The organism is Acetobacter aceti (assembly GCF_002005445.1).
Taxonomy (GTDB): domain Bacteria; phylum Pseudomonadota; class Alphaproteobacteria; order Acetobacterales; family Acetobacteraceae; genus Acetobacter; species Acetobacter aceti_B.
In genome coordinates, this window is sequence record NZ_CP014692.1 from 473,316 (window position 1) to 497,546 (window position 24,231).

The following is a 24,231-nucleotide window of genomic DNA, read 5'->3' on the forward strand; positions in this document are numbered from 1 at the left end:
TTATGGACGGATCATCCTGTTACGATGCGCTGATCCTGTCCCGCTCCCGCAAACCCGAGTTTTCGGGCAGTGTGGAAGAGGAGACGGCGACGGCGCAGGGGAATAATCCCGTGTGCGGCGATCGTGTGACGCTCTCGTTGCGTACGACTGATGGGGCCATTGACGCTGTTCGTCACCATACACGCGGTTGTGCGATCTGCATGGCGTCGGCGGATCTGATGGCGGAAACCGTGACAGGGCGTTCCATTGCTGATGCTCTTGAACTGGGGCGTCGGTTTGCCGATATGCTTGAGACCCCTTCTTCGCAGGATCTGATTGCGGACGGGGATGTTTTATCCGTGGGGCTACAGGCGTTTCGCCCTCTGAGAACCCATCGCTCCCGCCTGCGGTGTGCGACATTGCCCTGGATAGCGCTGGGGGAGGCGCTCACTCAATGACCGATACCATGCCCGCACAGGACGAACACAGGATGACGCCGCAGAATGCCGAGTTGTCGGCCGAAAACAAGGATGTTGCTGAGACGCATCAGGGGCAGGTTGCTCACTGGACGCCGGATGGGGAGGTGCAGCCGACAACGGGCGTGCCGTCTGAAGACGCCGTGATCGACGCCATCGCAACGGTGCATGATCCGGAAATTCCGGTGAATATTTATGAACTCGGTCTGATCTACGCGATTGATCTGCATGATGATGGCCGGGTGAAGGTTGAAATGACCCTCACGGCTCCCAACTGCCCCAGCGCGCAGGAACTGCCGGTGCAGGTGCGCGAAGCCGTGGAAAAGGTGCCCGGCGTCACGTCTGCGGAGGTCGATGTCGTGTGGGATCCGCCATGGGATATGTCGCGCATGAGCGATGAGGCCCGTCTTGCCCTCAACATGTTCTGAGTCCGGAGATGTCACGATGAACACACAGACTTCAGCAGGCCAGACTTCCTCCCGTCCGGTTCGTGAACTGCCGCCCGTCATCACGCTGTCGGAGAAAGCCGCCGATCGTCTGCGGACTCTCTATGAAGGCGCGAATGCCGGACAGTTGCTGCGTATCTCGGTCAGCACGAAGGGCTGTTCCGGTCATGCCTATGATATGAACTTCGTCGATGAGGCGGGAACACCGGGTGATGAGCGTGTCACCAGTCAGGGCGTGACGGTATTGATTGATCAGAAAGCGGTTCTGTTTCTGATCGGCTCGCAGATGGACTATCAGACGGGTGATTTCGAGTCCGGTTTTGTCTTCAGTAATCCCAATGAAAAAGGTCGCTGCGGCTGCGGGATGAGCTTTCACGTCTGACTATGATGATAAAGAAATGTCTGTGACATAAAGACGCTCTGATAGTGCTTTTTATAAGCTTTTTAGAGTGTGGTCATGATGGCTGATGAGTGCGCGTCATATTGGTCTTGGCCCAGGTTTCGTCGATGAATACCAGACGGGTCGGATCTATATCGGCCTGATAGCGCTTCCAGACCTTACGTTTGCGCGCGACGTCAGGCCGATCCTGCTCGCAGGGCAGCACGGTTTTTTTTGAAGCTGATCCCTTCGGATTGAAAAAAGCGCGACAGCATACCCGTGTCAGCCTGAACGCCACGCTCGTCGCGCAGGCGGACCGACAGCGCCGCAAGGGTGATATCAGGCTCGGCGCCAATGATGGCCAGCAGCCACGCTCGTTCAGGCTTGGTTTTTTCGAGGGACGATGGCCCCCGTGCCAGCGCAGCACCGATCTCCGACGCTTCTTGCGCGCTGAACCCATTTGATCGCTGAGGCCTCGCTCACGCCGAAGCGGCGCGCCGCCGCCCGGCAACTTATTCCGGCTTTCTCCACCGCATCAATTACCCGGTCTCGTAAATCCTGTGAGTAGGCTCTCGGCATGAAGGCTGGCCTCCTCTACCAGTCCTCATCTTGAATCACATCACACACTCCCGGGGAATCCCGCGATTCAATCTATTCACAGAGCGCTCTAGCCGCTTAAATCAGATAAAAAACGTCTCCCCAAAACCCGGGGCAATTCACGGTTGCCTTCCGAGGCTTTGGAGGGCCATTTCCATATACCAGTTACAAAGCTCCTTCTTCGATATATTCTCTTGAATTCGGAGAATATTGATTTCCAGATAGTTAAAAAAATCATACATGGTGATAGAGGCTAAGCGCACCGACGGGACGTGGAAAAGGCGAGCTTGCACACCTCTTTCGACGACGTCTGCCCAGGCTTGATATTGTTGGTCCCGTAAACTTAAGACCTCATTTTTGATATTGGCATTCAGTTCCAGCGTTTCTCGTGCGGCCACGATAATTGCATTAGCGTGAGTGATCCGAAAATGGACTTGGGCCACAATGCCTTTTTTTACCTGCTCAATCGGATTTTCGCTCACTGCCAGAGCCTTTTTAAGATCGCTATATTGAGCATGGAACATTGTTAATAATATTCGATTTAACACTTCTTCCTTGGAATCGACGTGATTGTACAGGCTCGGAGCACGAATTCCGATGGCGCCGGCTATGTCGCGCATACTGGTCCGGGCAAACCCCTGTCGAGCAAAGAGATCGCACGCAACCTCGTCGATATAATCTCGCTTAAGGGCTTTTTTACTTACGATATGTGTATCATCATCCGCCATGTACTATGTGCACCTGTGCTATTTTCACGTTTGACATCAAGTCTGACATCAATTCCGGATATCCGTCCAGAGACTGTTTGATCGTCGCGGGTCTGGCCAGTGTCCCGAGACCCAGTGTCCCAAGAAGTAGTGTGGTATGGCCGGTCATTGAGGGCATCCGGTTATCACGATTGGTAACCGGATATTGGAATTATGGCTCAACGAGGCGAGCCCCCCGTTCTTCATGGAGTGTTGGCATACGGCCCGTTCGATCAGGGCGTCGACGAGATATCTGCGCCAAGCGCTCTTTGGGGAACCCATAGAGACCAGAACGTCAGCTTTCATTGCGGGCCACAACCACCATGTTCACCATCCGCCCGGCGACAAATGCCAGCATCTCGCGCACGAAATCTCCATCGGAGACCTGCTCCACAGGCTCAGGTAACACCATCTTCTTATGAGACCTGTGTGCGGGTAGTGGATTTTTCGGATGAATGGTGACTCTCTCTGGGCTGATATTAAACCTGGAGCATGACGATGGCGCGGCCTCGCCAAAGCGCCATCCAGATCCATGTCACAGCCATTGCCTGCAATCTCAGCCGGATGCTCAATATCCTCACTGCAACTGCATGACAGGTTGGCGACAACATCCATCATGTAATGCGCGTGTAGCGTTCCAGGTATGGAGAAAACGGGAAGCGCTGAGGCATTTTCCTCATCGAATACAGATAACTCCGAAAAATCCACCATCCGCGCACAGGTCTCATGAGCAGCATAAACGAGAATGTGTACGATGATTGTGCTGATTTCTTTGACGCAGGTCGTTCATGGCAATAAGGTAACTAACGACCATTCGTTAGCATTGTCTGAATAGGAGTGGTCGCAAAAAAACAATGAAAGTCCGTAAGATGGCTTCGAAACATATCATCATCATCGGTGCTGGAGCTGCAGGCATACGCATGGGCATCAGGCTTCGGGAAATGGGAATCTTGTCCTTCCAGATACTGGAAAAGGACGATTCCGTCGGCGGAACCTGGCGCGACAATACATATCCCGGCGTGGCGTGCGATGTTCCGGCGCAATATTATTGCTATCCTTTTGCGCCGAATATGACGGTCAAGAATACTTTCGCGACCGGTTCCCAGCTTTGGGATTATTTTCAGGATATTGCGACCCGCTTCGAAATCGACGGTCACATCCGCTTCGGCGTGGAGGTGACGGACGCCAAATGGGTGGACGGAAGGTGGAAACTCACAACGACGGACGGTGAAATTCTCCACGCCGATATCGTCATCGGGGCTGTGGGTCGCCTGCGCGTTCCAAACTATCCTGTCATCGAGGGGCTCGACGACTTTGGCGGCCCTGTCGTGCATTCCGCCCGTTGGGACAAGAATCTCTCTCTTGAGGGCAAGCGTGTCGGCATCATCGGCAACGGGTCATCCGCCGTCCAGATCATTAGCGCCACTGCCTCCACCGTGGGGCATCTGGACGTATATCAGCGGACTGCGCAATGGGTCTATCCGTGGAAAAACAAGGAGATCGATCCGGAAGAACTGGAGAAAGCGCGTACGTCCGACAGCGAGGCGATACGTGCCTATGACAGGGCGCGCGACAGCTTTCGGGCGCTTTTCGAAGGCATCGCGGCTGGAGCGGATGCCGAGAAACGGAATGCCGCCTGCGTGGACGCCCTTAATTCCGTGAAAGATCCGATTCTTCGGGCGAAATTAACGCCGGATTATCCCGTCGGCTGCAAGCGCTTGGTCGTTTCCGGAACATTCTATGATGCGATCCAGCGACCGAATGTCTCTGTCGTTACCGAACGCATCGCGCGGGTTGAGCGTGAGGGAATAAGGATGGCCGACGGGTCATTGCGTCCGCTGGACATCATTGTGCTGGCGACCGGGTTCCATGCCGACAGTTATCTTCGTCCGATGCGGGTGACCGGTGAGGACGGCGTGACGCTCGACGACATCTGGTCGGACGTGTTCCTCAATTACAATTCGATCGCCCTGCCGTTCATGCCGAATTTTTTCATGGTCAATGGACCGTTCTCGCCAGGCGGGAGTATTTCGATCATCGAAATCATCGAAACGCACGTCAATTATGTCGCGCGGCTGATCGACAGGGTGATGAGGGACCACGTGGAAATTGCGCCGAAGATCGAACGATCCGAAAAATTCGTGAACGACGCGCGCGAGCGGGCAAAAAAGACGATCTGGTACACGGGTGGCTGCAGCAGCTGGTATCTGGATGCCAATGGCGTGCCGCTGGTCAATCCCCTGACGTCGACGCAGCTTGAAGAACTGATGCGCGACGTTGTGTTTTCGGACTTCAATATCCGGCCTGCTCAGGTGGAAATCGCGAAATGAACATGCCCAGCAAGGAGCGGGCGCTCGTTCTGGGCGGCGGCGGGATTACCGGGATCGCGTGGGAGACTGGCGTTCTCGCCGGCCTCGCCCGCGGCGGGCTGGATGTCGTCGCGTCCGCGGATGTCATTATAGGGACATCCGCAGGGGCGACCGTCGCTGCCCAGATCACGTCCTCCATGTCGGTTTCCGCACTGTATCGTCGTCAGATTGACGGAACGCTCGCGCGCGAGCCTGATATCGACCTCAATGTAAGTGAACTGATCGCCCGGTTTTCCAGGATCATGACCAGCGAACCGGATGCCCTTCATGCACGGAAAACCATAGGTGCTCTTGCGCTTGAGCGTGATAGGGTATTCGAGGCGGAACGCCGCGCAATTATCGAAAATCGTCTGCCGTCCCACACATGGCCAGTTCGGGGAGCGGACCTGCGTTTGACGGCGATCGACGCTCATACCGGCATGTTGCGGGTTTTCGATGCACGGTCGGGGGTCGATCTGGTGGACGCGGTGGCCGCAAGCTGCGCTATTGCCGTCGTCTGGCCGGCTGTGACGATCGCGGATACGCGCTACATGGATGGCTCCTTCCGTTCGGCCACGAACGAGGACCTCGCCCAGGGGTTCCGGCGGGTTATTGTCTTGCAGCCGATGAATCTGGGGACAACTTCTGATGTCCGTCCCTTGAGCGCGTCGTCGGATGTGCATGTGGTGCGGCCGGACGAGGCTGCCATCGCCGCCATGACGGCATTTCTCGACCCTGCCGCCGCGGCGGACAGCGCACGGGAAGGTTATCGGCAAGGATATGGCGAGGCGACACGGTTGGCGCGAATGTGGTGTTCGTGACCTGATATCCGTTAAAGATGTGCTGTCAGAAAGATTTTGAAACTTCAGTTTCAAATACTGCACATTTTCATACCGGTTGGTGCTCGTGGCAACGAGAAGCATGGACTGGCGAAGAATGTAGGGGTGTTCATTCGACCGCACTCTGCCGCCCATAATAGAGATCGGCTGCGATGTTGATGTAATTTTCCTCTTGCCAACCCGCGCTCACCCACATCGACGCGGGGAAACACAATGACGGAACCTTTTGCGCGGTCTGTAGTTTAGGTGACCAAAACCGCTTTTTTGTTTCATATTACGATCATGGAATGATTTCGGGGCTCAGAATCGGTTCCGGTCCGACGGAGCTTTTGAATGTGGATAAGGTGTATGCGTGTGGCGTCTGGAAGCTTCCGAAGCATGCCGGTTCGTTCCTTCGTCAATCTGTCACGCTCCATCGCACCGGATAGCGTCTGCGACCTTGGAGACAGGAGTTAGAGGCGAATTATGGCAACCGTTCGTATCAATAATAACGATTACCAGGCGGATGTGCCTCCCGATACGCCCCTGCTCTGGGTGTTGCGCGACGTGCTGGGACTGACCGGCACGAAATTCGGATGCGGGATTGCTGAATGCGGCGCCTGCACCGTACATGTGGACGGACAGGCGGTGCGCGCATGTTCCTTGCCGTTAGGCGATGTAGGGACGAAATCGGTCACTACAATCGAAGGGCTCGAAAATGACCCGCTGGCACGGGTCATTCAGGATGCGTGGGCGGACATCGACGTGGTGCAGTGCGGTTACTGCCAGCCCGGCCAGATCATGAGCGCCATCGCATTGCTGAAGAACACACCTCATCCGACGGATGCGCAGATAGACGCCGCGATGTCAGGCAACATCTGCCGCTGTGGCACATACCCGCGTATTCGTCAGGCCATCCGCAACGCAGCGGGAGACATCGCATGAAAGACCCGGCAACAGGTGTGGCCGTTTCGTCCCGTCGAGGTTTCCTTGCTGGTGTGACGGGTCTGATCGTGGCGGGGCTGCTCCCTGCCCGCGAGGCTTTCGGGCGTCCCTCGGAGTTCGCGCAGGGTGCGCTCTCGGAAGCCGACGGTGCTCCGTTCGCGCCGGGTGCGTATATCCGGATCGCACCCACGCAGGTGTCGGGAGACAGTGGCGTTACATTCATTCTTCCGAATGTGGAAATGGGTCAGGGTATCTATACGGGCTCAGTCGTTCTGATCGCCGAAGAACTGGGCATCGATCCGGACCGTGTGAACCTCGAAGCAGCACCGCCGGATGTCGCCTATGTCGCTCCGGAAATGGGCACACAGGCGACAGGTGGATCGACCTCGACCATCTTCGAATGGAAAACGCTGCGTGAGGCGGGGCCGCCGCGCGCACGATGCTGATCCAGGCCGCCGCTGCACGCTGGCGCTGCCCCGTGACCGAATGCGAGGCACGACAGGGACAGGTTTTGCATAAGCCCTCGAACCGCAGCTTCGCCTTTGCGGATCTTGCCGAGGATGCGGCGAAAATGCCGCCTCCGAAGAATGTTCCGCTGAAATCAGCGCAGGACTGGACGCTGATCGGTCGCCCGCGTCATCGGCTGGATAGTCGCGCCAAGATTGAAGGGCGTCCACTTTTCGGGATCGATATCCGTGTGCCGGACATGAAACACGCGACCGTCGCCGCCTGTCCCGTCATGGGGGGAACGGTCGGAGAGATCGACCGCGACGCGGCGCTGCGCGTTCCCGGCGTGACCGATGTTCTGACAATCGACAACGCGGTGTGCGTCGTCGCCGATCATTACTGGGCTGCGAAAAAGGGACTTGAAGCCCTTGCCATCGTGTGGCGCGAAGGTGCGAACGCATCGGTTGATACGGCTCGGATCTACCGCGAGCTGCACGATGGATTGTCAGAGGCGCATCCTATTGTCGCGCAGAGCCAGGGCGACACGACGACCGCGTTCGACCGGGCTGACGCGCGTTTCGAAGCCACATACCAGCAGCCGCTCCTGGCGCATTCGACCATGGAGCCGATCAACTGCACGATCCATGTCCGCCCGGATGGCGCCGACGTATGGGTCGGAACGCAGGTGCCGCTGCGCGCGCGTGACAGCGTGGCGAGCATCAGCGGACTGCCAAAGGAAAAGGTGCATCTGCACAGCCAGTATATCGGCGGCGGCTTCGGCCGTCGCCTCGAGCATGAATACGTAATCCAGGCTGCCCAGTTCGCCAGACAGGTGCCGTATCCGCTGAAAATCGTGTGGAGCCGTGAAGAGGATCTGATGCTTGACCGGTTCCGACCCGCCTATGTCGATCGTGTGCGCGCCGGTCTCGATCATCAGGGTCGGGTCCAGAGCATGGAGTTTCGTGTGGTTGGACCGGCGGTCGTGGCCCGTTGGGCGCCGGAGGGGCTTTCCCCCAACGGGTTCGACAGCGATCTCGGCGGAGGCATTCTCGAGACACCATACACATATCCCGCCTCGCGACTGGAGTTCGTTCGACGCGAAGCGCCGGGCGTCGTGACGGCGTGGTGGCGCGGTGTCGGCGGAACCAGGGGCCTTTTCGTCGTTGAAAGTTTTATCGACGAACTCGCCCATCGGGCGAACGCCGATCCGGTCGCATACCGCCGCGCATTGATTCAAGGGCACCCCCGCGCCCGTACCGTGCTGGATCTCGCGGCGGAGAAATCCGGCTGGGGAACGTCGCTGCCAAAGGGGCATGGACGTGGTGTCTCCGTGCAGTTCCTGTTCAGGTCGTATCTGGCCACAGTCGTCGAGGTCGATATGAGTATGCCGGGTCAGATCAGGATCGTCCGGGTAACCGTTGCGGCCGATTGCGGGCAGCCGGTGAACCCCGACCAGATCCGCGCGCAGATCGAGGGGGGCGTGATTTTCGGCCTGGGCGCAGCACTGTTTAACGAAATCACGTTGAAAGGAGGGCGCGTTCAGGAAGACAACTTCAACCTGTGGCGTATCCTCCGCATGAATGAAGCACCACAGATCGACACCCATCTTGTGGACAGTACTGAAACGCCGGGCGGCGTGGGCGAGGCCGGCACGGCAGCCGCCGCCCCCGCTCTGGCAAACGCGATCGCTGCGGCGTCGGGGCGACGTCTGCGCACCCTGCCTTTGATGCCTGGCGTGGAGGCAGCGTGATAATGCGGCATTCCTTCCTCATTCTCGGTGTCGTCGGTCTGATGCTGGCGGCCGTTACAACGGCATGTGCCGCAACGCAGGGTCAGAGTGATCCCGATCTCATTAAGCGCGGCCAGTATCTGGCGCGTCTGGCCGATTGCGAAGCGTGCCACACGGCGCCAGGAGGCGTTCCGTTCGCCGGCGGGCGTCCATTCGCCGTGCCTCCAATGGGCACGATGTATTCCTCCAACATCACGCCGGATACGCAATACGGTATCGGTCAATGGACGGACGCCCAATTCGTGCGCTCGGTACGCAGGGGAATCTCGCCGCACTGGAAGCATCTGTTTCCTGCCATGCCGTATCAGGATTATGCGCGGATGAGTCCGGACGACGTTCTCGCAATCCGGGCCTACATCGCGACGGTCCAGCCGGTGGCCAGAAAGGTCCCCAGCAATACCGGAATCTTTCAGTTCAACATCATTCGTCCGGGCATGTTCGGCTGGGATCTCTTCAATGGGCCGTCCTCATCCTATCCGGATGATCCGAAGCAGAGCGCCGACTGGAATCGTGGGCGCTGGCTCGTTGAAGGGCCAGGTCATTGCGCCGAGTGCCACTCTCCGCGCACTCTGACGATGGGGGTATCCCATCGCCACGCTTATGCCGGGGCCGTCACTGCGGGGTGGCTTGCCTATAACCTGACCTCCGATCCGGAATCGGGAATCGGCTCCTGGACGGATGAGGCGCTCGCGACCTATCTGACGACAGGTCATGCGGACGGGCATGGAACGGCGGCGGGGCCGATGGCGGAAGCCATCAGCTACAGCCTTCGTTTCATGACGAAGGAGGATGCCGCTGCCATGGTGACGTATCTGCGGACCATACCGGCGCAACCGGTGAAACCACCGAAAAAGGCTTCGGACGCGTTCTCGCCAGCGGCGTTGAAACATGGCGAGATGCTGTTCGCCGGGGCATGTGCAGGATGTCATCTGGAGAACGGTATCGGGCGACAGGTGGTGTCCGCTTCGATCGCGGGCGGACATACGTTGCGCGATCCCGACGGTCTGAACCTTCTTCAGGTTCTCATTGAGGGCTCCAGGCTGACGACGGCGACGGGCAACGCCGATATGCCGCGCTTCGGTGCGGGCTACAGCGACCGTGACCTTGCGGATATCGCGGCTTACACGATGATAACGCTGGGCGGAACGCAGCCTGCGTTCGACACGGACGCAGTGAAAGCCGCCCGAAAAGGAAAATAGGTACAGTAAGAGACGGTTCCGCCCGTTCGAAAGGCTTTTCTTGGCGCTACACAGGTGTCCTGTTGACATCATGCAGCCTTCTGACGGCGCGCCGCAGGATGTTCTGGTCCGGGGTTAACTTCGGATCAGAACCACACCCGTCCATACTGCTTGCTTGCACGGGAGCAGGGAACTTCAATGCTCCGGCTCAGAAATCGGTGCACCGTCTTGCAGTTCGGCCCCGCCGCTCTCCCGAATTTCCTCTGCCGGTCTTCGCCTGCGTATCCTTGGCCAGTTCCGCTCCGGTCATGACAGCCCGCCACATTTTCGATTATCACGGGTGGAATGTCGCATCTCCGCCCCGTGCCTGCGACACAGATCGGCTGAGGTCGGGCCAGCCCGATGCTCTCTCATGCGTTCCGTGACCTGCCCCCGAGCGAAACATGCTTTCTTCATCGTCTGTTTCCAATGGCCAGACCTTATTTTGGCCAGACCTTGTTTCACATCGCGGGTATTTCAGGAGGGAGGTCAATTCCTATGCAAATGGAGAGAGATCAGGTAAATTCTGTTTATGGGCGCATCGGTTTTTCATATACGTCCACATGAGGTATTGCGTCGATGACAATACAGGTCCTGCTTGCTGGCTCTACCGGACTTGTCGGGCATCGCGTCGGTTCCGGCCTTGCCGAGCGTTCCGATATCGCTCTTACCCGGCTGGTACGTTCAGGATCATCCGGATCTGGTCAGCCAATTGATTTCGAAAGTCTGTATTCCGCTCCGGAAGCAACATTGCGTCCGGTTGTGCCGAATGGCGTTGACGTGGCGATTTCCTGCCTTGGTACGACGATTCGCTCAGCCGGATCGCAGGCGGCCATGTATCGCGTCGACCACGACTACGTTCTGGCTCTTGCACAGGGTGCCCGTGCGCTGGGAGCGCGCCAGTTCATTCTCGTATCGTCTGTCGGAGCGGGTGGTCCAGGCTTTTACCTGCGCACCAAGGGCGCGACCGAACGTGATATCATCGCGCTCGGCTTTGCGCGCGTCGATCTGATACGTCCCGGCATGCTGCTGGGGGACCGGGCGAGAGCACGGCCTCTCGAAAGATTTGGTCAGCGACTGGCGGCGGGACTGGCGCCGCTGATGGTCGGCAAACTATCGCAGTATGGTGTGATTTCCGCCGAAACGGTCGCCGGAGCGATTGTCCGGCTCACTGGCCAGGAAGGCGATGGATGCCGGACATATTTCAACCCTCAGATCATGCGGATCGCGCATCCGCAAACATGTCTCGTGATCACGCCATAAAATTCGTGCTCTCACCGAGAGCACGATAGGTCGCGACGCTCTGCGCGACCTCGCGGAGTTTGTGGTCGATGCCATGCAGCGCGTCGCTGCCGATATAAAGCCGTGTCGGCGGATTTTTCATCCGGCTGATCTCGATCATGACCTCGGCGGCCTTTTCGGGATCGCCGCCCTGATTGCCATTCAACCTGGCAAAGTGCTCCATCGCGGCATGAACGCCCTGATAGGCGTCAATCGGTTGCTGCGGGTGCCGTGCTGATGTCTTGTCCAGAAAGTCCGTTCTGAATCCTCCCGGACAGATCGCCGTCACCGAAATGCCGAAATCCGCGACCTCCTGTGCGACGGACTCGGAAAGCAGGATCACGGCAGCTTTTGTCGCGCTGTAGATCGCGGTGGACGCCATGCCGAGCGAGCCGGAAATGGACGCGATATTGATGATATGCCCACGTCCCTGCGCGCGCATGACCGGCAGGACGCCACGCATCATGTTCATGACGCCGAAGACGTTGATATCGAAATTCGCCCGAACGTCGGCGTCGGAAATTTCTTCCATCGCCCCCAGAACAGCATAGCCGGCATTATTGACCAGAACGTCGATGGTTCCGAAATGCTCTTTCGTCTGTCGTACGGCCGAGGCAATACTGGTCTCGTCGGTCAGTGTCACGTCCAGCGGCAGGAACACGTCGTCATCCGCGCCGACTTCGGTCCGGAGGCGCGCGGCGTCACGCGACGTCGCGGCTACCCGAAAGCCCTGCGCGAGCGCGTGTTTCACCAGAGCAAGGCCTAGACCTTTGGATGCTCCGGTAATGAGCCAGACATTTGATTGCGTCTCTTTGCGTTGCATGTGTTTCCTCGAAATACCGTCGAATTGAAACGCCGTGCATGGCGTCCGGGTCTATTGAAACGCCCGATCACAAAAATGAAATAAGGGATATCACTGTATGGAACGCGGTTAATGACCCTTGGTCCCCAGTACGGTGCTCAGTTCTTCGTGATCGAGCTGCTGCAGGATCGCCTGCATGAGTTCGTCTTCTATATATCCGCTGCGATGCAGTTCTATCAGTTTTTCCCGCCCGGCTTCATTGACGGCGCGCAGAGCCTCTTCGTGGCGCTGGATTGAGAACTCTGTGCCTGCCAGCGTCAGGGCATCGCGCGCACGCTGGGCGCGTTGCGTGAACTGGTCAAGAAGCCCCGGATAAACCCCAGCATCCGGTTCCAGCCTTTCCGCCGCGACGCGCTGGGCCTCGGTGATCTGCGCCATGACTTCCCCGCGCGTCATGAGGGTGGCCTGCTCCGCGTTCTTCCCCGAGCCGAGCAGGGAGATGATCCATCCAAGTGAGGTGCCCTGCAAGACGACGGTGACCATTACAGTCGTGAATGCAGCAACGACGATCAGGGAACGGGCGGGCATGTCATCGGGAAGCGCCAGAGCGATTGCGATCGTCATAACGCCGCGCATCCCGACCCAGCTTACGATGAACGCATCACGCCAGGATAGCGGGGTCATGGGGCGGCCGGTGAGGGCGGCGCATGCACGGGTTACCGGAATCGCGCCGTACACCCACAGGAAACGCGCGAGAAAGAGCGCTGCCAGCGTCCCGCACACAGGCACGCCGTAAAGCGCCCAGACGTCAGGCAGGCTGCCGATCCGCATCGTGATCTCTCGCAGCGAGAATCCGATCTGCATGAACACGGCCGCCTCCATGAGGAAGACCACAACTTTCCAGAACGACACTATCTGCGTTCGCATCGAAGCGGAAAAGACCTTGTGCTGGCGCCATCCGATCAGCATGCCAGTCGTGACGGTCGCCAGTACGCCCGAAACTTCGAGCCGCTCGCCGATGATGTAGGATGCCCACGAAACCAGAAAGGAGGTCAGCACGACGAGGGATGTATCCCGCAGATGCGGATAGATGCGGATCGCCGTCAGACCAATCACCAGCCCCACCGCGACGCCGCCGGCCGCGAGCATGGAAAAGGTCTGCATCGCTGTCCCGATACTGAAGCGATGTGAGATCGCCGCGACCACAGCCACGCGAACGAGCGTCAGGCTGGCCGCGTCGTTCAGAAGACTCTCGCCCTGCAACTGCGCCCGCACCCGGCGCGACAGGGTCGCTTTCTCAAGGGCGGCCCGCGCGGCGACCGCGTCGGGCGGGGCGACAATGGCGCCGAGCACCAGACAGGTGGCCCAGGAGAGTCCTGGCGAAAGATGATGGACTGTCCACGCCACGACCCCCGTGGTGAACAGAACCGCCCCGATCGCAAGGGACAGAATGCCCCACAGGTTTTGCCTGAAGCCGCGCCAGGACGTGAAATACGCGCCTTCCAGCAGGAGCGGCGGTATGAAAAGTATCAGAACGAGTTCGGGTGGCATTTCGATACGCGGGCCGGGAATCATGGCCAGAGCCGTTCCCCCCGCGATCAGCGCGATCGACGATGGAAGCCTCAGTCGCTGGGCCACGACCTCCAGAGCGATGATCAGAAGGAGGAGGAGAAGGAGAAATTCAAAGAGATCCGTGGCGGCCATCGAGGCTCCGGGTGTGTTGCGGAGGGAATAGTCGCTCCATCCTTATGCGGTTGTTCGACCGGAAGCCATGGAGACGATCGTGGGTTCAGCTTTCGATATCGCCATTCTGTATGGCGGTGCGGATGGCCTGGGCGGTGGTCGATGCGCCCAGACGCTTGCGGATACGTCGCAGATGATTTTCGACCGTGCGTTCCGAAAGTCCGAGGATTACGGCAATATCGGCCTGACGACGCCCGGCGGCGGTCCAGGACAGCACCTCCCGTTCCCGTTCCGAAAGACGGATCGCACTATTTTCGCTCGGACCGTCAAGCAGCCCGCGCACGGTCGAGAACGCGGTGTCGGCGACCAGCGAAAGGGCGAGGCGCGCCGTGATGGAAGAGTCGATCCGGGTCCCCCCGAGGCTCATGGCGCCTTCAAGGCCAAGAGGCCCGAAGATAGGGATCTGGATGCCGTGGATGCCCTCTCCGGTCGGGGTCTGGACCATGCGGTAGCATTCTCCGGACGCTCCGGACGTCTTTGTCCAGAAGAACGGCGCGTGCGCCTCGATCATATGATGCGTCACCGGACAGCGCCGGACATAACTGGCGGCATCGACGGATTTGCCTCCGCCAAACCAGTCGCCCTCGACCCAGTATATGCGGTCGACGACGTCCTCGCGCGCTGAAGACGCCGCAAACAGCACGAAGCGGTCATAACCAAGCATGCGCCCGAACGACCGGATGGCATCCTCGACGACTTCCTGCGTTTCGGCTCTTGCGATCAGGGTCGCGGTCGCAAACGCCGTTTCGGCAGCCGAACCTGTCATGTCCGGACTCCCCGGCGACCGGTTTCCCTCATCTTTCTGTTACCTCTCCAAACGACATCAGGCCAGACTGGTCCTGCCCAGCATCGTAAACCATGAAGCGTTGTCCCAGTAAGCCGTCATGCGATCGATGCCGCCGTCAGGGCTGCCGGTGATGATGAAGGCGTGCGGCAGTTCGTATCGCTTTCCCAGATTGGGAATGCCGAAACCGTCCTTCGCCTGCGTACCCGAAATCATGACCTCGGCCGTGACGGACCGGCCGTCATCGCCGACATAGAGAGCCATGATCCTGTTCGTGAGGTCCGGAAAGACGTCGATCAGCCCGGTCCAGATGGCGACACCCTGCTGACGGGCAGGGCCCTCCACGCCAGCAGGGATGTAGTGAATGGTCCCCTTGTCCGAGAAACATGCGAGCATGGCGTCGACCTCTTGTCGGCGATAGGCGTCGAAGAATGTCCCGACGGTAGTAGCGAGCGACATTTGAATCGTCTCCATTAGAAATATTGGGGTCTACGCGCCCAGACGCACCAGCGCCTTGCCGGTGTTGCCACCACTGAAGAGCGAGAAGAACGCCTGTGGTCCGTTATCGAGGCCGTCAAAAATTGTATAGCGGCTCTCGATCAGTCCCTTGGACACCCAGTAACCCATCTGCGCCATGCACTCATCGCGACGGGCCATGAAATCGCCGTTGATGAATCCCCGGATCTGCAGGCGTTTGGAGATGACGGTGAACAGGTTGGAAAACCCGATCGGTGCGTCGGAATTGTACATGCCGATCATGCCGCAGATCGCAAACCGGGCGTTGCGTTTCGCCACGCCCATCGCCGCATCAAGCTGTTCGCCGCCGACATTGTCGAAATAGACATCCAGACCGTCCGGCGCCGCCGCGCGCAGCTTGTCCTCGAACGGACCGGGAGATTTGTAGTCGATGACATGATCGGCGCCCAGAGACCGCACGAAGTCACATTTCTCGGCGCCTCCCGCTGAACCGATGACCGTCATGCCACGCAACTTGGCGATCTGCACCACCAGCGATCCGACAGCACCCGCGGCCGCCGAGACGAACACCACATCACCCGGTCTGGCTTCGGCGACGTCGAACAGTCCGAAATAGGCTGTCATGCCGATAACGCCGAGGGCATCGAGGAAATATTCGTCCTTCAGGTCTCCGACCGGCAGCGGAAGCGCATTCTCGGCCTTGAGGGTGGCGCTATCCCGCCAGCCCAGAAAATGACTGACCCGGTCGCCGACCTTGTATCGCTCGGAGCGTGTTTCGACCACGCGCCCGACGGCGGCCCCCGTCATGGGTTCGTTCAGTTCGAATGGCGCGATATAGCTGTCTCCCTCGTCCATGCGGGGGCGCATGTAGGGATCGACGGAGAAGAAACTGTTCGAGACCCTGATCTCACCCTCTTTAAGGGGCTGGTCGGGTATGTCCCGCAGCGCGAAGTTCTCCATGCTCGGAGAACCTTTCGGGCGGGATACGAGAGTCCAGGCGTGGGACATCGGCGCTTCCTTTGTGATGACCACCGACAGCGTCCCGTTTCGGACCTGCTGCGATGGCATGGTTAAAAACATCTCTGTCTGTATGACTTCTCTTTTCCCGCGACGGTGTCCCGTCCGGGCGTCAGAAACTGTGTGATATCCCGATCGCGATGACGTGACCCGCGATGTAGCCTGACGGCACCACCGGCCCGGAGATTGAGGCTCCGCCCCCGGCAGGCTCAAAGGTCTGCCGAAGATTGGTGGCATTCACCACGCCCAGATAGCGGTAGTCGAGCAGTCCCGCTGTGTCCTTCAGGCCCGGTATCGGGAAGGCAAAGCCTCCGACCACTTCATAGGTGAAATTCGCACCTGAATTGCCATGTGGACGATTGATCGAGCCGTCCGCGAAATAAGCCTTCGTGCGAACATGGCTCCACGTCGGTCCGAAACCGACGCCCACATAAGGGACGATCGCCATCGTATTGATGCCCAGCTTCGGAAGCGGCAACGTGTAATAGACTTCAGCAAGCGTCGCGAGCGTGCCCTGCGTTCCTGTCTGCCTGACGGGACCGTTCGCGGTCGTGATCTTGTTCGCATTATTGCCGGCATAAACAACGGCCAGATCGAACATCAGTCCATTCGAAAATGCCCAGCCCGCAACGCCGCCCGCGGCGAATCCGGGATGCCAGTGTTCGCCCCCGCGGGCCTTCAGCGCGCTTGCGAAACCGTTTGGTGGCGAAATGAATGTCGCCGCTCCGGCCGCGCCAAGATAGAAATTGCCCTTCGAAAATCCGTCCATGAAGGACGGAGCCGCAGTGCCGGGCGTCGTGACAGTCATCTTGGGAATGGTCTGGGCGGTCGCCATGGTCGAACCGCCGATGCTTCCCATTAGCACACAGAGGTAAAGGCACGATTTATTGATCATGAGCTTGCTTCCATGGCCGCGTCGCGCCGTCGAATCGTTCCACGATCCTGCCCGCTCGCTCGCGCGGAGCAAGCGGGAGGTACGGATGGTCGCCAACGGCCGCGGCGACTACGGCCGCGGCTAACCGTTCGGCTTTATGCCTCGACAGCCTCGAGAAGGGTCGTGGCCGCGAGTTTGCCAAGATTGTTCGACGCCAGCGGACTGTCACCTGTCAGCAGGTAACGATCGCGGTGGACCTGCCCGGTAATACCGGTGTTGAGGATCTTGACGTTGTACTTGCGCAGGTTTTCACCCACCAGCCATGCCATCGGTCCGGGAATGTAGCCGATCTCGATATTGGCTCCTGTATCCAGACTGTCCGGGAACACGCACATCTCATAGCCTTCATAGGCGAACTTGCCGCCATCGACCGCCGTGGCCAGCAGGCTGGCCGGTCCGTGGCAGAGCGAGATCGTGAAGCGCTTGTTGGCCTGCGCCCAGTGCAGGATGTCGCCGACCTGCTTGCTGAACGGGACGCCGTTGAGCACGCCGTGGCCGCCAGGGATAAACACGCCAAGATACGGAGTCTCGGCGGTGAAACCCTCACCGATCACGTCCGCCAGCTTCTTCGGCTGTTTGAGCTGCTTTTCGTATTTTTTGTAGGTGGCCTTGACGGCCTCGTCCTCGTGCGGGAACGCCCACCACTCGAACTTCACCGGATCGCCGGAAATGGTCGCGACTTCGATTTCGAACCCGGCCGCGTCCAGATGATACATCGGCAGCAGCATTTCCACCGGATGATTGCCGGTCGAGAAAAATTCGCCACCCTTCATCATCAGATACCGCTCCTGCGAGCCGATCATCAGAATCTTCCATTTCCCGCCCTTATAGGGCTTCGGATAGGTCGTGCCGTCGAAATCCGTCTTCGAGGACGTGTACTGGGTCAGGGAATATGCCGAAGGGAAGAAGGAATCATCTTCCGCACGGTCGGGAACCGGAGCGCGGCTCAGTTGTTCATCGCTCATGGATCTTCTCCTGTTGTTAAGCCCGCCGCCACCGTCTGATGCGTCGTGGATTTTCAAGGTCTTCCTGGTCCGATCATCTGGAGCGGTAAGGCATGGATCGGATCATAGCCCTTTTTATCCGGAGAAAAATGAGGGAAATCCCTCAATATATGATTTCATGATTTTCAACGCTCATATCGCCGCTGCCGGTCGTGGCTATGCACCGTCTTTTGCCTTCGCTTCATCCACAACATTTCTTGCGGGGCGAGGAAAAATGTAAAAATGCGAAAGTTTGTCGTCTTTTTTCGTAACCGGCGGCATGCCGGATGACATATTATTGATCGCAATCAGATAATCAGAAGGCTCCCAAGGGACAGAGGGACAGAGGGACAGAGGGACAGAGGGACAGAGGGACAGCGCGATGAGCCAAATACTCGCTTTGGGAGCCAGTGGCGGACTCGTCAGGCCAGCGATGCTCTCCAATTCCGTCCACTCCGCACGACTGTTTGTCATGGAGGCGAGTAAGGTTTCCTCCTGAAAATATCAGGATATTTTTGTAGGGGGCACTACGGGGATGACCTGATCAAGGCGCTCGATGGTATCGATGTCGTGTTCTCAAATCTGGGCCTATACAGGATGATGGATTTCGCGCAGCCGCTGGTGGCTGCGACGAAACGACATGACACGCGGCATCTTTTGCGGACTGCGACGGGCGGCATTTATGACGAGTTCCCCAAGGGGACGGGACGCCGCGACCTTCCGATGGAACTGGCTGAGGAACGATCTGTCGACCTCCGAAGCCGTCGTGATGAAAAAAGGGCAGAAAATCACGGGCGATCCCATTTCCCGGCGTACGACGGCGACACTCGTCATGAACGTGATGAATCACCCGGAACGCTATATCGGCGAATCGCCGGGCGTCAGTTCGATCTGGCCACGATCATATGTGACTGCGTCAGAGAGCGCGGAAAACGAAAAACTTTTTTGTAGGAAGGATGCGATCGGTCATGCTCCGCACACAATTCCTGTGCGAGTCACGCATGCTGCCCGCCGAGATGCGTGTCGCGGTTCCATCTGTCTCGCACGATTGAAACAAGGGCGCTTACTCTGGAATGACTTTTGGGCCGGTGTCCGATCATCAGCGGCAGCGCCGCGGGACCGTCCGCGAGTTGCCGGACCAGAACGCCAGGCAAAAGGAACTGAGACATGAATGTCGGCAGGAGCGAGAAGCCATTGACCGCCCGTATGAGAGAGAATGCTGAGGCTGTATTGCCGGCTTCGTGGGTCGGTTCGAGCGACAGGTTCTTCTGCTGGGCCCATGTTTCGATCGTGCGCCACAGAGCGGGCGCCGACTGGCGGGCGACTGAAACATAGGTTTTCCAGACCAGATCAATGTAACCAATTTCTGCCTGTTGTGCGAGAGGGTGCCCGACAGACAGAAAAAGGCTGATTTCGTTATGGCCTATGACGTCGAAGTGGATATCTGGCGCATCTTCATCCTGACGCAGGAATGCGATGTCGATTGCGCTGTTCCGCAGGGCGTCGATGAGGCGCGGCGAAGACGCTCCCATGATCCGTATTTCCGCCGTGCTGGAATATGCCGCGACGATCTGTCTGAGGCGAGGCAGGATCGTATCTTCAAGGCCGGGTAGAATGCCGACACGAAGAATCGTGGGCGCGCTTCTGGTCGCGGCAACGGCATCGTCGACCTGTTCGAGAATATGACGGCAATATTTCAGAAATATGAAGCCGGCGTCGGTCAGATAGATGCCCCGTGATTTTCGGTCGAACAATTTGACGCCCAGGCTTTCCTCCAGATCGAGAAGTTGTCGACTGAGAGAGGGTTGCGAGGTGTGTAATTGGGATCGCGCCGCGCCGGAGACGCTGCCGCTGTCGGCCACGGCGACGAAATAACGGATATGGCGCAGTTCCACCCATGCCTCTCAAGCATTTCTCGTAGAGGTATCAAGTCTTAGAAACTCTGGCAACGAGACGTTATGCGTTCTCCATGCCTGAAACCCGACCGCCGTTTTCGACGCTATTAGTCCGTGTCCCGGGAGAGAACGAAATCATGAATACGATACGAAAGATTGGCATCATTGGATGTGGCGTCATCGGGGCGAGCTGGGCCGCCTATTATCTGGCGCGGGGCTTCGATGTCAGCGCGACCGATCCGGCGCCGGACGCGGAACGGCAACTGCGCGAACTCATCGCGCGGGACTGGCGCCTTCTCAGCAGGATAGGACTGTCGCCGGGTGCCTCGATGGACCGGTTGAGCTTCAATGCCGACCCTGTGGCAGCGTTGGCGGATGTGGATTTCATACAGGAGAACGGTCCCGAGCGCGTCGACATCAAGCGCGCCCTGCTTGCGGAAATCACCCCCGCCATTCGCGAAGACGTGATCATCGCTAGTTCGACATCAGGCATCCGGATATCAGACATTCAGGGCGCAGCCATTCATCCGGAGCGCGTGGTGCTCGGTCATCCGTTCAACCCGCCGCATCTGATTCCGCTGGTGGAGGTGGTCGGCGGTAAAGAGACCTCGCCAGAAGTGATTGAGCGAACGCTCCGGTTCTACCGCGATATCGGCAAGAAAGCGATCCATGTCCGGCGCGAGGTCAAAGGACACGTGGCGAACCGGTTGCAGGCGGCCCTTTTTCGCGAGGCCTTTTCTCTCGTTCACGAAGGAGTGGCCTCCGTCGCGGATGTCGACGCGGCAATCTCTCACGGACCTGGTCTGCGTTGGGCGCTTCTGGGACCGTTCATGAACCTGAATCTGTCCGGTGGCAGTGGCGGCATCGCCCATGTGATCGATCATCTGGGGCCACCGATTGAAACATGGTGGGCGGACCTTGGAACACTTTCGTCCTTCACGCCCGAAATCAAGGCGGAAGCCGTCGAGGGGATCAGGGATGAACTCGGCGGGCACGCGGTGGCTGATGTCGAAAATCAGCGCGACGACGTTCTGATTCAGCTTCTCACACTGAAGGACAAGGCGGCAGACCTGCCCTGACCGCAATTTTCCACTGTCACGTGAGGCGCACATTATGGACATGACGATTGAAGACCGCATTCGGCGTGCGCTTTCGACGCCGCTCACGTCGGATGATACGATTGATCCTGCGCGGGAGTTGCAGGACGTTCTGACCTCTGTCGGTCTGGATAGCGGTGATTCGGGTGGCGCGATCACGTTTCTGGGCAAGGATCCGATCATTTCGAGCCCTTGGCCCCTGGCGACGATGGCCGCCGTTTCGCTGATGGCCAAGGCCGTGGCTTTTGCGAGCGTGTGGAAGGACCGGACGGGGGAAGGTCAGGATCTGTCCGTCGACCTTCGCTCGGTGCTGCACCGGCTTTGCCCGTTTTACGACCGGAAATGGGAGCTGCTGAACGGCTATCCGCCCGGCGCTCCTTCCGATCCGGTCAACCCGTTCATGCCGAGTTATATGTACCAGACCCGTGATGAACGCTGGATACAATTGCTCAACATCTATCCGACGACGAAAAGCCGGGCGCTCGCCCTGCTCGGTTGCAACGACAGCGTGACGGCGGTTGCTGCGGCTGTTCGGAAGCATGACGGCCTTGCTCTGGAAGAGCATTTTAACGCAGCAGGATTACAGGCAACGCTCGTCCGCACCGCCGACGAATTCCTCGCGACGGAGCAGTTTTCGTACCTCAAGGATATGCCGCTGGTCGAGATCACGAAAATTGGCGATAGTGATCCCGTGCCATTCAGGCCGTCGCCCCGAACGCCGTTGGACGGCATTCGGGCCACGGGGGTCGGCCATGTGATCGCGGGGGCGGGACTGGGGCGGGCTCTTGCCCATCACGGCGCGGACGTTCTCAATATATGGACTCCCAGCGACTTCGAGGTCGACCTCGTCTATTACAGCGCCAATGTCGGCATGCGTTCGTCGATACTCGACCTGAAGGCCGCCGAGGGCATGTCGCGCTTCAGGGAACTGATACGGGGCGCGGACGTCTTCTTTTCGAACCGTCGCCCCGGTTATCTGGCGCGTCACAACCTGACGGCGGAGCAGTTGGCGGAAATCAATCCCGGCCTGATCCATGTAGACATGTCGCTCTACGGCTGGAGGGGGCCTTGGGCGGATCGGATCGGGTTCGATCAGAATGCCGGTGGTGTGAGCGGCGTCTTTACGGGCGAGGGCACGTCTGAACGACCGAAGCTCACCGAAATTTTCGTCGTGAACGATTTTGCGATGTCGTGGATTTCGAGTGTCGCCGTCGCGGCCGCGTTGCGTCGGCGTGCCGTGGAAGGCGGGAGTTATCGCATCCGCATCTCACTGGCGCGCTTGTCGCTCTGGCTGCTGCATATGGGCATTTTCGACAAATCCTATGCGGCCGCGATCGCGGGAACGGCTGGCGGGCATGAATATCTCGATCCAGAACTGTTTCAGGCTGAGACACCGTGCGGCCATTATCAGGGTGTGACCGATCAGGTGAAAATGTCGCGTACGCCGGGTTTCTACGCGACGCCACTCGTGCCCAGGGGAGCGAGCAGGCCGGAGTGGCTTTCGGTCTGATGGAACGCGTCAGCGCGCCGGTCTTTCCGGCGAAAGGCATCGGAGGGAATATTCATGAATAACCACAATGCTTCAAAGGGGCGGCTGGCTCTGCTCGACGTCTTCGAGAGTCATGTGATCGTCATTGATCTGGCGTCGGGAAAGATCGTGTTGACCGTTGACGGGAGCGGGCATCCCGATGGCATTCAGGTCGATGCGTCGGCGGGCTATATCTACTGGACGGATATGGGCGCGAAGCGGGAGGGCGAAGATTTCTTCGCGCCGGATGGCAGGATCATGCGCTGCAAGCTGGATGGTTCAGGATCGACCGAACTGGTTGGCGGCGGGGCGGTCCATACTCCGAAGCAACTGGTGCTCGTACCAGACCACAGGATGCTGTATTGGTGTGACCGCGAAGGTGGCCGCGTCATGCGCGCGGGCACGGATGGCAGCGGCCTGACCACGCTGGTTGAACGTGGCCGCGGCGGACCGATACCACGCGACAAAATGGATCAATGTGTGGGTATCGTGGTCGATCAGGCGCGCGGGCAGATGTACTGGACGCAGAAAGGGCCGCCCAAGGGAGGGCGCGGCAGGATTTTCCGGGCGGACCTCGATATTCCGCAAGGCGAAACGCCATGGAACAGGTCCGACATCGTCCTGCTTCTCGATCATTTGCCCGAACCCATCGACCTCGAAATAGACCACCGGAACGGTTTTCTCTACTGGACCGATCGTGGTGTCGAACCCGATGGAAACTCGCTCAACCGCGCGCGTATCACCGACGTCGGCCTCGCATCGCACGAGGTTGTAGCCCGGGGCTTCAAGGAGGCAATCGGAATGGCCCTCGTTCCTTCTGGAGAAGTCGCCTACGTGTCGGACCTCTCGGGAAAGGTCTACGAGGTCGCTCTGCAGACAGGAGAGAAGACCGCCGTCTTCGACTTGGGGCGACCCGTCACCGGCATTGCATTTTTCTGACCGGGCGTCCGCACCATCTCTCATGCCATGAGAGAAATCCCTCATTCCAGCGGCGGCATATCTTATGCCGCCGGTTCCGTGCAGGGTTGTGGCGGGAACCAGGACAAGCCGGCAGCACCGCTATCCGGCCATCTTTTTCGGGAATGACGCGAAGAATGTCCTCCCGTGAGAGAGAGGCTGCTCTTTCGTTGCCCGTCCGATTTCGTTTAGACCTTATATAACATAGGATCAGGTTCCCTGAACCAGCCTATGGGGAAATGCAGTTATGCGTGCGCATCCGATCATGCCAGACAGGAAAAAAAAATTTTCGACCGAATCTGCGGGTCTCGCACTTCCTTTTCTCCTGTGCGGCTGCTCATCCGCGCCCTTGCAGAACGTTCTGGGGTCTTTCTTTCCTTCATGGATGATCTGCGTCGTTCTGGGCGCCGTATCGTCCGCTCTTCTGAGGGCGCTGATCGGCATGTTCGGCGTGCATGAAGCCGTGCCGGTCCCCATGCTGACATACCTTGCATTCGCGCTTTTCATCACATTCCTTATCTGGCTTCTGGTTTTCGGACACTGAAC

27 protein-coding genes are annotated in these 24,231 nt (G+C 58.7%); 16 read left to right on the forward strand and 11 right to left on the reverse strand.

Annotation, left to right across the window (positions count from 1 at the left end; all coding sequences use genetic code 11):
* The first annotated feature begins 2 nt into the window (after positions 1-2).
* From sufU to A0U92_RS02125, 3 genes are read left to right on the forward strand one after another with little or no spacing between them, the layout of a single operon-like run.
* Entirely contained in the window at positions 3-437 is a 435-nt protein-coding gene (sufU, locus tag A0U92_RS02115; protein ID WP_077811800.1) for a Fe-S cluster assembly sulfur transfer protein SufU, read from the forward strand.
* Entirely contained in the window at positions 434-883 is a 450-nt protein-coding gene (locus tag A0U92_RS02120) for an SUF system Fe-S cluster assembly protein (RefSeq protein WP_077811801.1), read from the forward strand. The genes sufU and A0U92_RS02120 overlap by 4 nt, the downstream gene beginning before the upstream one ends.
* Positions 884-899: 16 nt before the next feature.
* Positions 900-1,283: a HesB/IscA family protein gene (locus A0U92_RS02125; RefSeq protein WP_077811802.1), complete on the forward strand. Its 384-nt coding sequence runs from the start codon at positions 900-902 to the stop codon at positions 1,281-1,283.
* A gap of 73 nt (positions 1,284-1,356) precedes the next feature.
* Here the strand turns inward: A0U92_RS02125 and A0U92_RS18570 are convergent, their stop codons facing one another.
* Positions 1,357-1,611, reverse strand: coding sequence for a hypothetical protein (locus A0U92_RS18570; protein WP_077811803.1), 255 nt, complete (start codon positions 1,609-1,611; stop codon positions 1,357-1,359).
* Between A0U92_RS18570 and A0U92_RS17625 the strand changes: the two genes are divergently transcribed.
* A complete protein-coding gene (locus tag A0U92_RS17625; RefSeq protein WP_187668983.1) occupies positions 1,535-1,744 on the forward strand; it encodes a hypothetical protein in 210 nt (69 codons plus the stop codon). The genes A0U92_RS18570 and A0U92_RS17625 overlap by 77 nt on opposite strands.
* On the opposite strand, the gene A0U92_RS18575 is transcribed toward A0U92_RS17625, so the two are convergent.
* Positions 1,659-1,859: an IS630 transposase-related protein gene (locus A0U92_RS18575; RefSeq protein WP_077811804.1), complete on the reverse strand. Its 201-nt coding sequence runs from the start codon at positions 1,857-1,859 to the stop codon at positions 1,659-1,661. The genes A0U92_RS17625 and A0U92_RS18575 overlap by 86 nt on opposite strands.
* 137 nt (positions 1,860-1,996) lie before the next feature.
* The gene (locus A0U92_RS02140; protein ID WP_077811805.1) at positions 1,997-2,605 is read right to left on the reverse strand and encodes a TetR/AcrR family transcriptional regulator; all 609 of its coding nucleotides are present in this window, start codon (positions 2,603-2,605) and stop codon (positions 1,997-1,999) included.
* An 887-nt stretch (positions 2,606-3,492) separates the two neighbouring features.
* Here A0U92_RS02140 and A0U92_RS02145 point away from each other — a divergent pair.
* The 7 genes from A0U92_RS02145 (at position 3,493) to A0U92_RS02170 (ending at position 11,450) form a co-directional block, all read left to right on the forward strand.
* Positions 3,493-4,953 (forward strand): flavin-containing monooxygenase, encoded by a 1,461-nt coding sequence (locus tag A0U92_RS02145; protein ID WP_187668833.1) that lies wholly within the window; start codon positions 3,493-3,495, stop codon positions 4,951-4,953.
* Positions 4,950-5,792 carry a patatin-like phospholipase family protein gene (locus tag A0U92_RS02150; protein ID WP_222927838.1) on the forward strand — a complete coding sequence of 281 codons (843 nt, stop codon included), beginning with the start codon at positions 4,950-4,952 and terminating at the stop codon, positions 5,790-5,792. Before A0U92_RS02145 ends, A0U92_RS02150 begins: the two co-directional genes overlap by 4 nt.
* Positions 5,793-6,275: 483 nt before the next feature.
* Complete coding sequence (locus A0U92_RS02155) at positions 6,276-6,734, forward strand: (2Fe-2S)-binding protein (protein ID WP_077811807.1); 459 nt, start codon at positions 6,276-6,278, stop codon at positions 6,732-6,734.
* Complete coding sequence (locus tag A0U92_RS18135; protein WP_236748231.1) at positions 6,731-7,180, forward strand: molybdopterin cofactor-binding domain-containing protein; 450 nt, start codon at positions 6,731-6,733, stop codon at positions 7,178-7,180. Before A0U92_RS02155 ends, A0U92_RS18135 begins: the two co-directional genes overlap by 4 nt.
* Positions 7,174-8,931, forward strand: a complete 1,758-nt coding sequence (locus tag A0U92_RS02160) for a xanthine dehydrogenase family protein molybdopterin-binding subunit (RefSeq protein WP_236748232.1) — start codon at positions 7,174-7,176, stop codon at positions 8,929-8,931. Before A0U92_RS18135 ends, A0U92_RS02160 begins: the two co-directional genes overlap by 7 nt.
* 2 nt (positions 8,932-8,933) lie before the next feature.
* Positions 8,934-10,169, forward strand: coding sequence for a cytochrome c (locus A0U92_RS02165; protein WP_077811808.1), 1,236 nt, complete (start codon positions 8,934-8,936; stop codon positions 10,167-10,169).
* 597 nt (positions 10,170-10,766) lie between these two features.
* Positions 10,767-11,450: a Rossmann-fold NAD(P)-binding domain-containing protein gene (locus A0U92_RS02170; RefSeq protein ID WP_077811809.1), complete on the forward strand. Its 684-nt coding sequence runs from the start codon at positions 10,767-10,769 to the stop codon at positions 11,448-11,450.
* Here the strand turns inward: A0U92_RS02170 and A0U92_RS02175 are convergent.
* From A0U92_RS02175 to hchA, 7 genes are all read right to left on the reverse strand, one after another.
* Positions 11,440-12,291: an SDR family oxidoreductase gene (locus tag A0U92_RS02175; protein WP_077811810.1), complete on the reverse strand. Its 852-nt coding sequence runs from the start codon at positions 12,289-12,291 to the stop codon at positions 11,440-11,442. The two genes, A0U92_RS02170 and A0U92_RS02175, sit on opposite strands and share 11 nt — an antisense overlap.
* A gap of 108 nt (positions 12,292-12,399) precedes the next feature.
* Positions 12,400-13,974 carry a cation:proton antiporter gene (locus A0U92_RS02180; protein ID WP_077811811.1) on the reverse strand — a complete coding sequence of 525 codons (1,575 nt, stop codon included), beginning with the start codon at positions 13,972-13,974 and terminating at the stop codon, positions 12,400-12,402.
* An 85-nt stretch (positions 13,975-14,059) separates the two neighbouring features.
* Positions 14,060-14,779, reverse strand: a complete 720-nt coding sequence (locus A0U92_RS02185) for a PA1136 family autoinducer-binding transcriptional regulator (protein WP_077811812.1) — start codon at positions 14,777-14,779, stop codon at positions 14,060-14,062.
* A gap of 57 nt (positions 14,780-14,836) precedes the next feature.
* Positions 14,837-15,256, reverse strand: coding sequence for a nuclear transport factor 2 family protein (locus A0U92_RS02190; protein WP_187668834.1), 420 nt, complete (start codon positions 15,254-15,256; stop codon positions 14,837-14,839).
* Between the two features lie 30 nt (positions 15,257-15,286).
* Positions 15,287-16,282, reverse strand: a complete 996-nt coding sequence (locus A0U92_RS02195; RefSeq protein WP_077814195.1) for an NADP-dependent oxidoreductase — start codon at positions 16,280-16,282, stop codon at positions 15,287-15,289.
* Between the two features lie 121 nt (positions 16,283-16,403).
* Positions 16,404-17,186, reverse strand: a complete 783-nt coding sequence (locus tag A0U92_RS02200; protein ID WP_149026351.1) for a hypothetical protein — start codon at positions 17,184-17,186, stop codon at positions 16,404-16,406.
* Between the two features lie 134 nt (positions 17,187-17,320).
* Positions 17,321-18,190, reverse strand: a complete 870-nt coding sequence (hchA, locus tag A0U92_RS02205) for a glyoxalase III HchA (RefSeq protein WP_077811815.1) — start codon at positions 18,188-18,190, stop codon at positions 17,321-17,323.
* Positions 18,191-18,805: 615 nt separating this feature from the next.
* Here hchA and A0U92_RS02215 point away from each other — a divergent pair.
* Positions 18,806-19,159, forward strand: a complete 354-nt coding sequence (locus A0U92_RS02215) for a hypothetical protein (protein WP_149026352.1) — start codon at positions 18,806-18,808, stop codon at positions 19,157-19,159.
* Positions 19,160-19,203: 44 nt separating this feature from the next.
* Here the strand turns inward: A0U92_RS02215 and A0U92_RS02220 are convergent, their stop codons facing one another.
* On the reverse strand, positions 19,204-20,103 hold the full coding sequence (locus tag A0U92_RS02220) for a LysR family transcriptional regulator (protein ID WP_077811818.1): 900 nt from the start codon (positions 20,101-20,103) through the stop codon (positions 19,204-19,206).
* A 137-nt stretch (positions 20,104-20,240) separates the two neighbouring features.
* Here A0U92_RS02220 and A0U92_RS02225 point away from each other — a divergent pair, with 137 nt between their 5' ends.
* From A0U92_RS02225 to A0U92_RS02240, 4 genes are all read left to right on the forward strand, one after another.
* The gene (locus A0U92_RS02225; RefSeq protein WP_077811819.1) at positions 20,241-21,182 is read left to right on the forward strand and encodes a 3-hydroxyacyl-CoA dehydrogenase NAD-binding domain-containing protein; all 942 of its coding nucleotides are present in this window, start codon (positions 20,241-20,243) and stop codon (positions 21,180-21,182) included.
* Positions 21,183-21,222: 40 nt separating this feature from the next.
* Positions 21,223-22,710, forward strand: coding sequence for a CoA transferase (locus A0U92_RS02230; protein WP_077814196.1), 1,488 nt, complete (start codon positions 21,223-21,225; stop codon positions 22,708-22,710).
* 54 nt (positions 22,711-22,764) lie between these two features.
* Positions 22,765-23,667, forward strand: coding sequence for a hypothetical protein (locus tag A0U92_RS02235; RefSeq protein ID WP_077811820.1), 903 nt, complete (start codon positions 22,765-22,767; stop codon positions 23,665-23,667).
* 265 nt (positions 23,668-23,932) lie between these two features.
* A complete protein-coding gene (locus A0U92_RS02240; RefSeq protein ID WP_077811821.1) occupies positions 23,933-24,229 on the forward strand; it encodes a YtcA family lipoprotein in 297 nt (98 codons plus the stop codon).
* Positions 24,230-24,231: the final 2 nt, after the last annotated feature.

Coding starts and splice junctions, on each gene's coding strand:
- A0U92_RS02215 (WP_149026352.1), top strand. CDS start 18,806: ATGATGGATTTCGCGCAGCCGCTGGTGGCTGCGACGAAACGACATGAC.
- A0U92_RS02165 (WP_077811808.1), top strand. CDS start 8,934: ATGCGGCATTCCTTCCTCATTCTCGGTGTCGTCGGTCTGATGCTGGCG.
- A0U92_RS18135 (WP_236748231.1), top strand. CDS start 6,731: ATGAAAGACCCGGCAACAGGTGTGGCCGTTTCGTCCCGTCGAGGTTTC.
- A0U92_RS02185 (WP_077811812.1), bottom strand. CDS start 14,779: ATGACAGGTTCGGCTGCCGAAACGGCGTTTGCGACCGCGACCCTGATC.
- A0U92_RS02150 (WP_222927838.1), top strand. CDS start 4,950: ATGAACATGCCCAGCAAGGAGCGGGCGCTCGTTCTGGGCGGCGGCGGG.
- A0U92_RS02200 (WP_149026351.1), bottom strand. CDS start 17,186: ATGATCAATAAATCGTGCCTTTACCTCTGTGTGCTAATGGGAAGCATC.
- hchA (WP_077811815.1), bottom strand. CDS start 18,190: ATGAGCGATGAACAACTGAGCCGCGCTCCGGTTCCCGACCGTGCGGAA.
- sufU (WP_077811800.1), top strand. CDS start 3: ATGGACGGATCATCCTGTTACGATGCGCTGATCCTGTCCCGCTCCCGC.
- A0U92_RS02125 (WP_077811802.1), top strand. CDS start 900: ATGAACACACAGACTTCAGCAGGCCAGACTTCCTCCCGTCCGGTTCGT.
- A0U92_RS02225 (WP_077811819.1), top strand. CDS start 20,241: ATGAATACGATACGAAAGATTGGCATCATTGGATGTGGCGTCATCGGG.
- A0U92_RS02120 (WP_077811801.1), top strand. CDS start 434: ATGACCGATACCATGCCCGCACAGGACGAACACAGGATGACGCCGCAG.
- A0U92_RS02155 (WP_077811807.1), top strand. CDS start 6,276: ATGGCAACCGTTCGTATCAATAATAACGATTACCAGGCGGATGTGCCT.
- A0U92_RS02175 (WP_077811810.1), bottom strand. CDS start 12,291: ATGCAACGCAAAGAGACGCAATCAAATGTCTGGCTCATTACCGGAGCA.
- A0U92_RS02170 (WP_077811809.1), top strand. CDS start 10,767: ATGACAATACAGGTCCTGCTTGCTGGCTCTACCGGACTTGTCGGGCAT.
- A0U92_RS18575 (WP_077811804.1), bottom strand. CDS start 1,859: ATGCCGAGAGCCTACTCACAGGATTTACGAGACCGGGTAATTGATGCG.
- A0U92_RS02195 (WP_077814195.1), bottom strand. CDS start 16,282: ATGTCCCACGCCTGGACTCTCGTATCCCGCCCGAAAGGTTCTCCGAGC.
- A0U92_RS02190 (WP_187668834.1), bottom strand. CDS start 15,256: ATGTCGCTCGCTACTACCGTCGGGACATTCTTCGACGCCTATCGCCGA.
- A0U92_RS02160 (WP_236748232.1), top strand. CDS start 7,174: ATGCTGATCCAGGCCGCCGCTGCACGCTGGCGCTGCCCCGTGACCGAA.
- A0U92_RS02140 (WP_077811805.1), bottom strand. CDS start 2,605: ATGGCGGATGATGATACACATATCGTAAGTAAAAAAGCCCTTAAGCGA.
- A0U92_RS02180 (WP_077811811.1), bottom strand. CDS start 13,974: ATGGCCGCCACGGATCTCTTTGAATTTCTCCTTCTCCTCCTCCTTCTG.
- A0U92_RS02230 (WP_077814196.1), top strand. CDS start 21,223: ATGACGATTGAAGACCGCATTCGGCGTGCGCTTTCGACGCCGCTCACG.
- A0U92_RS02240 (WP_077811821.1), top strand. CDS start 23,933: ATGCGTGCGCATCCGATCATGCCAGACAGGAAAAAAAAATTTTCGACC.
- A0U92_RS02145 (WP_187668833.1), top strand. CDS start 3,493: ATGGCTTCGAAACATATCATCATCATCGGTGCTGGAGCTGCAGGCATA.
- A0U92_RS02235 (WP_077811820.1), top strand. CDS start 22,765: ATGAATAACCACAATGCTTCAAAGGGGCGGCTGGCTCTGCTCGACGTC.